Origin of the sequence: Flavobacterium galactosi (genome assembly GCF_048158585.1) — a bacterium.
Lineage (GTDB): Bacteria > Bacteroidota > Bacteroidia > Flavobacteriales > Flavobacteriaceae > Flavobacterium > Flavobacterium galactosi.
The window spans coordinates 381,486-390,999 of sequence record NZ_JBLNKV010000005.1 but is presented as its reverse complement, the minus strand read 5'-3'; the positions used below and the strand labels follow the sequence as shown (position 1 = coordinate 390,999).

Below are 9,514 nucleotides of genomic sequence, written 5' to 3'. Positions count from 1 at the left end.
GCAACCGCATTTCCATCATAAGTTTTGTTAGATGCGGTAAAGTTTCCGGTGATTCCTAATGCGGTAATATTTGCTGTTGTTGTTCCCACGGATGTCAAACTGTAGTTCCCCGCTTGCAATCCTGACAAACTCATGCCCGAAGAGGTAACTGTTTTGCCATTAGCAACGTCTTTATCGCTGAAGCTTGCCGTTCCGCCCGTTAAGCTTACTGCATCTGGTGCAATAACTCCATTTAAGGTTTGGGTTAGAACTGAAGCAACCGCATTTCCATCATAAGTTTTGTTAGATGCGGTAAAGTTTCCGGTGATGGCCTTAGAAGTAATCACACCTGTTGCAGTCCCTGTAGCTAAACTATAATTTGTCGCTAATCCACCATTTGTTCCATTCACAAGAGTGTAAGTAACTACAACTCCAGGGTAAGAACCAACATTTGCACTACTATAAGCTGCTGCTACTCCAGTTACAGTAACTGTTTCGGTACCGACAAAGCCTGAAAGTGTTCCAACTGTAACTGCTCCAGCAGTTGCATTGCTATCATATGTTTTTGATGCAATCGTTGGGGCCTCTGCTGTTAATGCTTTTTTATTCACCGTCAATGTTGCCAATCCATCACTTGTAGCATTCCCACAACTATTAGTAACAACACAACGATATTTTCTGCCGCTCATTGCAACAGAGGGTTTGGTCAAAGTTAAGGAAGCAGTTGTCGCATTTGAATAAACTCCTCCGTTAGTTATAGTATTCCAAGAAGATATGTATTCTTCCCATTGATAAGTAAGAACAGCAGTTCCAGAAGCTGCTACTGTAAAATTTGCATTTGCACCATAAGCAACAGTTTGATTTAATGGGTTTGTAGTGATTGATGGTACTGTGCATGCAACATACGTTCCTTTTATAGCATTAGATCCTACATAATTAGATGTTCCTATATTAAAATTTTGAATTTGGGTTGATGCACCGTTCCAAATGTAAGTTGTACCACCAACAGTTACGGGATTATACGCCCATGAAATTGTAGTATTATTCACTGCCCCAACAGCTGTTGTTCCATTTGATTTAAATGATACTGTTTCTGTTACAACAGTCGGTACTGTATTTACAAGTTTAGTATAAGTAACTTCAACTGTCATATCAATATTATTCCCAGGTACACCGGTTTGTCCAAAACCTACATTCCCATCCGTAAAAAACACTTTATAAGTAAAACCAGATTCTACACCATTGGCAATGAGCAAAAGTTCCGCTCCCAATTCATATTCCGTAACAAACCACGTAGCCGTAAAATTACCCGAACCATCCGCTACGGTCGTCCAAGGTTGATGAGGATCGGGTGTTCCGTGATCGGGTATGGGTTCCGTAAGGTGATATACTTGCAAGTCAATTGCTTCATTCGGCTGCCAGCCAGTCCCAGTAATAGTAACAGTTTCTCCCGGGGCATAATCCAAATCAGCCTGATCAAGTGTTATGGTCTGTCCAAAAGCCACATTTGCAAAAAATAGAGTTGCAATAAAAAGAACAATCGTTAAAAATCCAGAGTTGCGTAGAAATGTTTTCATATTTATTGAATTAAAAATAATAAAATAACGAATACTATATGCCTAACTGTAAAATGCAAAATCAATAGAATGGGGTTTCTATTTTTTTTGATTTATTCCAATTGAATTACCTTGAAAAAATGCTTTTTTTAACAAAAATTACTCCATAATCTCTTATAATCCATCAACTTAAATACTAAATTATGTAATTAAGAATACATTAATCCAATTTTTAATACATTTCCGATTAAAGGAATAAAAAAAACTGTGAACTACATATTTTGTAATTTTCAGAGGAAATAAAAAAATACAATTAGAAAATATATTGGCTTTTGAATCCGATTTTCAATTTGAATTGATGAAAATTTAATCCAATTGAAATACAAACATTGTTTGTACTTTTCGAATAAAAATGTGTTTTTTTAGTTAATAGCAACTAAATCCTGAGTAAAAATACTTAAGAAGAGATGAACTTATTTTAAGACCATTTAAGAAAAATAAAATAGTGCAAAAAAGAACTAAGACCTTTTTTGATGTTCTTAAAACAGCCGAAAACCCAGTAAACACAAGTATTATAGACAAAATTTAAAAATGTTAAAAACGTTTTTAGATAACTTTTTTCGAACAAGAAAAAAATAAAAAAACCCTGTCCAATTAATTGGACAGGGTTGCTATTTGTAAAACAAAAAGGGGTTTATTTTTTGAATTTTAAGATTCCGATTTTTAACCAACTTTCATATTCTTCAACTCCTACATAACTAATTGTTGGCTTATCTTCATTTAAACTTTTCCCTTCCAAATCTGTTAAAACATACAATGGTTGGGTATTGGTTTTGTATTTCGAAATCATAAAATCGGTCCATTTATCACCTATAGTTTCGATTTCGGCTCCAGTAGTTTTAGAAATATAGCGTTCTCTTTTAGGCAATTCGCGTTTGTCATCAACATACAAAGAAATTAACACAACCTCATTATTCAAAATAGAAAAAACACGATCATCAGACCAGACATTATTTTCCATTTTTCTGCAATTCACACAAGCATAACCTGTAAAATCAAGCATAATAGGTTTATGTACCGTTTTGGCATACGCCAGTCCTTTTTCGTAATCATCAAAAACTACTAATCCGTGTGGCCCACTTTTACCACCTTCTGGTAAAATAGCTGTTGAATTTTTAACTCCTGAACTTCCAAAGCCCATGGGACTTTCACTGTATTCTATTGGTGGTGGAAAAGCATTAATCAATTTTAATGGTGCTCCCCAAAGTCCCGGGATTAAATAAATAGTAAACGTTAAAATCAGGAGTCCCATTAACAATCTTCCTACTGAAATATGTGTCATAGGGCTATCATGCGGCAAGGTAATTTTTCCAAATAAATACAAAGCTAATGCTCCAAAAATGGCAATCCAAATCGCCAAAAACACTTCTCTTTCCAATAAATGCAATTGTAAAACCAAATCAGCATTTGATAAAAATTTGAAAGCTAAAGCTAATTCCAGAAAACCTAAAACCACTTTTACGGTATTGAGCCATCCTCCAGATCTTGGTAACGAGTGTAGCCAGCCCGGGAACATAGCAAATAACATAAATGGTAAGGCTAAAGCCAATGAAAAACCAAACATTCCTATAATCGGTGCGATACCTCCTTTGGAAGCAGCGTCAACCAAAAGCGTTCCCACAATAGGTCCTGTACACGAAAAGGATACTATGGCAAGCGCCAATGCCATAAATAATATTCCTATTATCCCTCCTCTATCCGCTTGACTGTCTACTTTATTTGCCCAAGAATTAGGCAACATAATCTCGAATGCTCCAAGAAATGAAGCTGCAAAAACAATCAATAAAATAAAGAATATAATATTAAACCAGACATTAGTAGACAACGCATTCAGTGCATCGGCACCAAAAATCCAGGTTACTAAAAATCCCAATACCACATAAATGAATATGATGGAAATTCCATAAATAATGGCATGCCGTATTCCTTTGGCTTTTGATTTACTCTGTTTGGTAAAAAAGCTTACCGTCATGGGAATCATCGGAAAAACGCAAGGCGTGAGTAAGGCTGCAAATCCTGATAAAAAAGCAATGAAGAAAATAGACCATAATCCTTTCTGAGAAGCTGGTTTCGTAGTTTCAATCGCTGATTTTACATAAATATTGGTTTCTTTTACTTCCGGTTTTGAAACTAGTGTGTCCACTCTTGTAGTATCCGCTTTAAGGATAACTACCTTCGCAATATTTGAATTTAATGGAATTGTAAACGTAAATTTTTTCTCTAAATTGATACAAACTTCTTTACAAACCTGATAATTCAACTCGGCTTCAATCTTGGTAATCTTTGGGTTTATGATTTTAATTTCTTGTTGGATTTGAGCTTTATCATGAAAAAAGGTTTCATTCACTCCAAAAATATCATTGAAAGCAGTCGTAGTTTTACTTTCTTTGGCTTTGCCAACTAAAGTAAAATTTTCTTTTTGATTTTTAAAAATCACCTCTAATGGTAATGGTCCCCCATCTGGTGTAAACTGAGAATAGATGTGCCAGTCTTTTTCAATAACGGCATTAAAAGTTAACAAATACGTATTGGCTGATTTTTTTTCAATTTTTGTCGTCCATTTTGCAGGATCAAGAATTTGGGCATTTACTTTGGCGAAAGCCAAAAAAGCAAAAAGTATAAATAGTAATTTCCTCATTATTCTAATTCTATTTTAAGTATATTTTGTATGTTGTTTTCTATTCTAAAGCGGTTGTCCTGACGAATCCCAACAATCCAAACAATTTCATTTTTGGAACATAAAAGCCAAGTATTTTCTTTGTCAAGCAATGATAATTTTTCATCCTTGAATAATTTACTCACTTTCTTAGATTTGCCGTCCATCCCAAAAGGCTGAAAAACATCACCTTCATGCCAATGGCGCAAAATCAATGGGAATTGTAATTTATTGGCATCAACAAAGATAGTTTTATTTGAAACAATACTAATGTCGGCTACTTTACAAAACGAAAGATTTAAGGGAATCTTAACTTCTTTCTGATTTTCTTCGATTAAAAACTCCTCCTTTTCATTTACGAAATGCAGCGGACTTAGGATTAAATAATCCCTGTCTTTCAACAATCGAAACTCAGGAGAAAAAACCTGCTTGCCTGATTGACTTTCGACCAAATCATAAATATCATCCCATGCCGAAAATCCAAATTCTTTCAACCATTGGTATAAATACGATTTGTAATTGGGCAATTTCATCAATTTATTCAAATCAAAATGAATATTTTCTTCCACCTGCTCTGCCACTTGTTGATATACAATTATAGCCGCATCCTCAACCATAGCTTGTGCTTCTTGCAAATACGTATTTGTTTTATGAAAAGAAGAAAGGAAATTTGGATTTAATTCTTTTAACATCGGGACTACATGATGACGAATTTTATTTCGAAGGTATTTATCCGATGTATTACTGCTGTCTTCTCGCCACTGAATCGTATTTGCTTTAGCATACGCTTCAATCTCCTCTCGGGAAAACAATAAAAATGGCCGAATCACATTTTCATTTTGTTCCGGAATACCAGTTAAACCATCTAATCCCGTTCCTCTCGTAAGATTGATGAGAAAGGTTTCTATATTGTCATCAGCATGATGTGCGGTGAGAATATAGTCGAATTTTTCGGTTTCCAATACTTCATAAAACCAGTTGTAACGCAACTCACGAGCAGCAACTTGGGTAGAAAGCTTATAATCTTCCGCAAAAGCTTTGGTATCAAATTGTGTTATAAATACCTGAATCTCATTTGCGACAGCATATTCCTGAACAAAATCCTGATCACCGAAACTTTCCATTCCGCGAAGTTGAAAATTGCAATGTGCTATTCCAATTTTATATTCTAATTGCTGAAATAAATGCACCATAACCATACTGTCAATACCGCCACTTGTGGCAAGAAGCAGTTTTTTTCCATTCAAAAACTGAAAATTGTGAAGAAGATGGCTTTGGAATTTCTGTAGCATATTCAAAAGTAATTAATTCATTTTGATTTAGCTTAAAACTTCTCGCATAGCTTTGGCTTTAAGTAAACATTCCTCATACTCCTTTTCAGGAATTGATTGCGATGTGATGGCACTTCCCACTGAAAAAGAAACATATTTTTTTTCCTGATTATACAAAATGCTTCGGATTACAACATTGAAATCAAAATCACCACTTGGCGTAAAATACCCTACTGCCCCACTATACAAACCTCTCTTTGTTTCTTCCTGATTTTCGATAATTTTCATCGCCGAAATTTTTGGCGCTCCAGTCATACTTCCCATCGGGAACGTGGTTTTTATAGCATCGACCGCAGTATATTGATGATCTAATTTTGAAGTTACCGTAGAAATCATTTGGTGCACCTGAATAAAAGAGTAAATTTTGCATAACTCTGTTACTGTTACAGAACCTTTTTGTGCGGTATGTGACAAATCATTGCGAACTAAATCCGTGATCATAATATTTTCGGAACGCTCTTTTGGGTCTAAAGCCAATTGAGTTTTAGATTTTTCATCCTCTGCAGGATCTGAGAATCGTTTCGCAGTTCCTTTAATTGGCTGCGAAATAATCAATTCCCCTTCCTTCTTCAAATAGCGTTCCGGAGAAGCTGAAAGCAAAAAATGCATATTATTCTTAAAAAAAACGGCGAATGGCGGAAGAGAAATTTCGTTCAGCTTTACAAACTTTTCAATTGGATCAATGTTTGCATTTTCTGCAAAAAATTCCATGCAAAAATTCGCTTCGTAAATATCTCCGTAATGAATATGTTCTAATATTTTGGATGCTTTTTCAAGATAATTCTCTTTTGAAATCCGTTGTTGAATTATTAATCTTTCATCTGTTTCAACTTTCGTCTTTTGACTTTCAATTATTTCCTCAAAGTCTTCCTCCACTTCATCGTCACACATATTGAGGTATTGAATTTCGAGTTCATTCCCTTTCAATAAAAATAATTTCTTAGGTTGAAAGAAAAACAAATCCGGAAAACCCAAGCCATCAAAATTATTGGATTGCAATTGCTCCACATCATTTTTTAAATCATACGATAAATAACCAAAAAGCCAGTCCTTGGTAATTTGCTGATATTGTTTTAAATCTTCAAAAGCATTATGATAATCTGTTTTTATCGAAGTAAAAGCATCTACTGCAAACAGACAATCATAACTGGAATATCCCTGAGGATAATTATTACTATCCATGAAAATGACTTCTCGAAATCGTTGTGACCAAAGTAAAAGTTGCTGTTTGAAGGCTACCGGATTGGATATTTGCTTATAAATTGAAACTCTCAAAAACTATTTATTTTAAGATTCAAAATTACAATAAAAAAATTCCATCCAAGAAACAGTAACCAAAAATTAATGATACGATTTTTATTACAAAACAGAATGACTTGCCTCCTTAAATTAATCCAAACTATCGATGAAAATCACTTATTACATTTTTATAAAACAATTCACTATGCTCCAAAAAATGGTTAGTAAATTCCCTGAAAAATAATTATTTTTATCTTTAATCTTGGGTAATCATCCTAATTGAAACTACTGGTTTTGTTGTTTATAAGAAATATTTGCATAAATAAAATCAAAACTGTTAAAAATCAATCGTTTTCGTTTTAAAAAATTAATTATCTTTATATCATAAAAATGAAATCAGATTGATCTCGATTCGAAAATGCTTGTACAGTTAGGACTTTAAAAAACCTGAAATTGGTTTTAAATTCAATCCAAAATTCACAGTTAAGAATCCAAGATAACTGATTGCTGGTGATGTTGAAAGCAAAGAAAAAAGGAGATGAAATGGTTAAAAATGCAATTGATACTGGCGGTCCTATTTGTAAAACGACAAGATCATGACCCGATGTACGGACATAGCTGATTTAGACGAGCACCAATGGAAAATCTTGTATATAAATAAAATGCTATGCCACAATAGTATATTTTAAATGTGTAACCTATAAAACCATATATCATGAAAATTGCAATCATCATTATTCGATCTTTACTTGGACTCCTTTTTCTTTATACCTCAATTAGTTTTTTTTTACATCTATCTCCTGAGGCTGAAACAACTGGAAACTTCAAAGCATTTAATGTCGGTTTAATGGCGTCTACTTATTTGATGCCTTTAGCAAAATCTTTGGAATTTCTCTGTGGAATTTCATTTATTACTGGTCGATATGTAACTTTGGCTAATCTTATTATTTTACCAGTTACTTTAAATATATTATTGATCAATTTTTTCTTAACCCCAGAAAACTTACCAATTGCATTATTTGTTTTTTTTGGAAATATCTTTTTAATCTTTAGCCATTGGGAAAATTATAAAAGTGTATTTGTAGCTAAATAATATGGACTATATAAAATAAGAAACCCGCTTAGATAGCGGGTTTCTTATATAAAATATATTTTTAATTATACATGCAAAGCTCTATTATCAGTAGCGGCTAATGCAGCTTCTTTTATTGCTTCTGCAAATGTTGGATGTGCGTGAGACATTCTTGAAATATCTTCAGCAGATGCTTTGAATTCCATTGCCGTAACGGCTTCAGCAATTAAATCCGCACAACGAGCACCAATCATGTGAACTCCAAGAACTTCATCCGTTTTTGCGTCAGCAAGAATTTTTACAAATCCGTCTAAATCACCTCCAGCACGAGCACGACCTAATGCTTTAAAAGGGAAACTTCCTGATTTGAAATCTACACCACCTGCTTTCAATTGCTCCTCCGTCTGTCCTACAGCAGCCACTTCTGGCCAAGTGTAAACAACACCAGGAATCAAGTTATAATCGATATGTGGTTTTTGACCCGCTAAAATTTCAGCAACCATTGCTCCTTCTTCTTCTGCTTTGTGCGCTAACATCGCTCCACGAACCACATCGCCAATCGCATAGATATTAGGAACTGAAGTTTGTAAATGATCGTTTACTTCAACCATTCCTCTATCCGTTATTTTTACTCCGGCTTTATCCACATTCAACCCATCAGTATACGGACGACGTCCCACAGAAACTAATGAATAATCTCCTTCCAACGTAATTGTTTCACCTTTTGCATTTTCAGCTTGAACTACTACGCCCTCGCCATTTCTTTCCACTGATTTCACTTTGTGTGAAACGTAGAATTTCATTCCTTGTTTTTTTAATACTTTAGTCAATTCTTTAGACAATGAAGCATCCATTCCTGGAATGATTCGGTCCAAATATTCTACAACAGAAACTTGCGCTCCCAATCGTAAATACACTTGCCCTAATTCAATCCCAATAACTCCACCACCAATAATCACCAAATGTTTTGGTACTTCTTTAAGTTTCAACGCTTCGGTAGAAGTGATGATTCTTTCTTTATCAATTTTGATAAATGGTAAAGAAGATGGTTTAGAACCTGTAGCGATAATAATATTTTTAGCTTCGATAGTTTCCGAAGTTCCATCTGCTTTTGCAACGGCAACATGAGTAGCGTCAACAAATGAACCCAATCCTTCCAGAACTGTAATTTTATTTTTATCCATTAAAAATTTCACACCACCCGAAGTCTGATCCACAACGGCTTGTTTGCGCGCAATCATTTTTTCAAGGTTCACTTTTACTTCTCCGGAAACTTCAATTCCGTGCTCTGCAAAATGAGCAATTTCACTGTAATGATGAGAAGAAGCAAGCAATGCTTTTGAAGGAATACAACCTACATTCAGGCAAGTTCCTCCAAGAGTAGAATATTTTTCGATAATTGCTGTTTTGAAACCTAATTGTGCACAACGAATTGCTGATACATATCCGCCTGGTCCAGAACCTATAATGACTACGTCAAATGAACTCATAGTATATTTTTTTTATTGTGTTTTTATAAAATGTCGCACAAAATTAAGGAATTAAGTTTTGTTTAAAGTTTAATTTACAAGGTTTTTTGTTATGAATTTTTAGCAATTCGTATTTACATACCGTTGAATAC

At 34.3% G+C, this 9,514-nt stretch carries 6 protein-coding genes; 1 reads left to right on the top strand and 5 read right to left on the bottom strand.

Translation table 11 applies throughout. The features are described from left to right. From ACM55M_RS13180 to ACM55M_RS13165, 4 genes are all read right to left on the bottom strand, one after another. Positions 1–1,556: YDG domain-containing protein (locus tag ACM55M_RS13180; RefSeq protein WP_416858127.1), on the bottom strand; the 1,556-nt coding region annotated here is incomplete at its 3' end. A 673-nt stretch (positions 1,557–2,229) separates the two neighbouring features. Further along, entirely contained in the window at positions 2,230–4,233 is a 2,004-nt protein-coding gene (locus ACM55M_RS13175; RefSeq protein WP_416858126.1) for a protein-disulfide reductase DsbD family protein, read from the bottom strand. Further along, positions 4,233–5,543 carry a tRNA lysidine(34) synthetase TilS gene (gene tilS / locus ACM55M_RS13170; RefSeq protein WP_416858125.1) on the bottom strand — a complete coding sequence of 437 codons (1,311 nt, stop codon included), beginning with the start codon at positions 5,541–5,543 and terminating at the stop codon, positions 4,233–4,235. Before tilS ends, ACM55M_RS13175 begins: the two co-directional genes overlap by 1 nt. 27 nt (positions 5,544–5,570) lie before the next feature. After that, a complete protein-coding gene (locus tag ACM55M_RS13165; protein ID WP_416858124.1) occupies positions 5,571–6,857 on the bottom strand; it encodes an anthranilate synthase component I family protein in 1,287 nt (428 codons plus the stop codon). Between the two features lie 679 nt (positions 6,858–7,536). Between ACM55M_RS13165 and ACM55M_RS13160 the strand changes: the two genes are divergently transcribed. Beyond that, on the top strand, positions 7,537–7,914 hold the full coding sequence (locus tag ACM55M_RS13160) for a DoxX family membrane protein (RefSeq protein WP_379852838.1): 378 nt from the start codon (positions 7,537–7,539) through the stop codon (positions 7,912–7,914). 65 nt (positions 7,915–7,979) lie between these two features. Here ACM55M_RS13160 and lpdA read toward each other — a convergent pair whose 3' ends face one another. Beyond that, a complete protein-coding gene (lpdA, locus tag ACM55M_RS13155; RefSeq protein ID WP_416858123.1) occupies positions 7,980–9,383 on the bottom strand; it encodes a dihydrolipoyl dehydrogenase in 1,404 nt (467 codons plus the stop codon). Positions 9,384–9,514 lie beyond the last annotated feature (131 nt).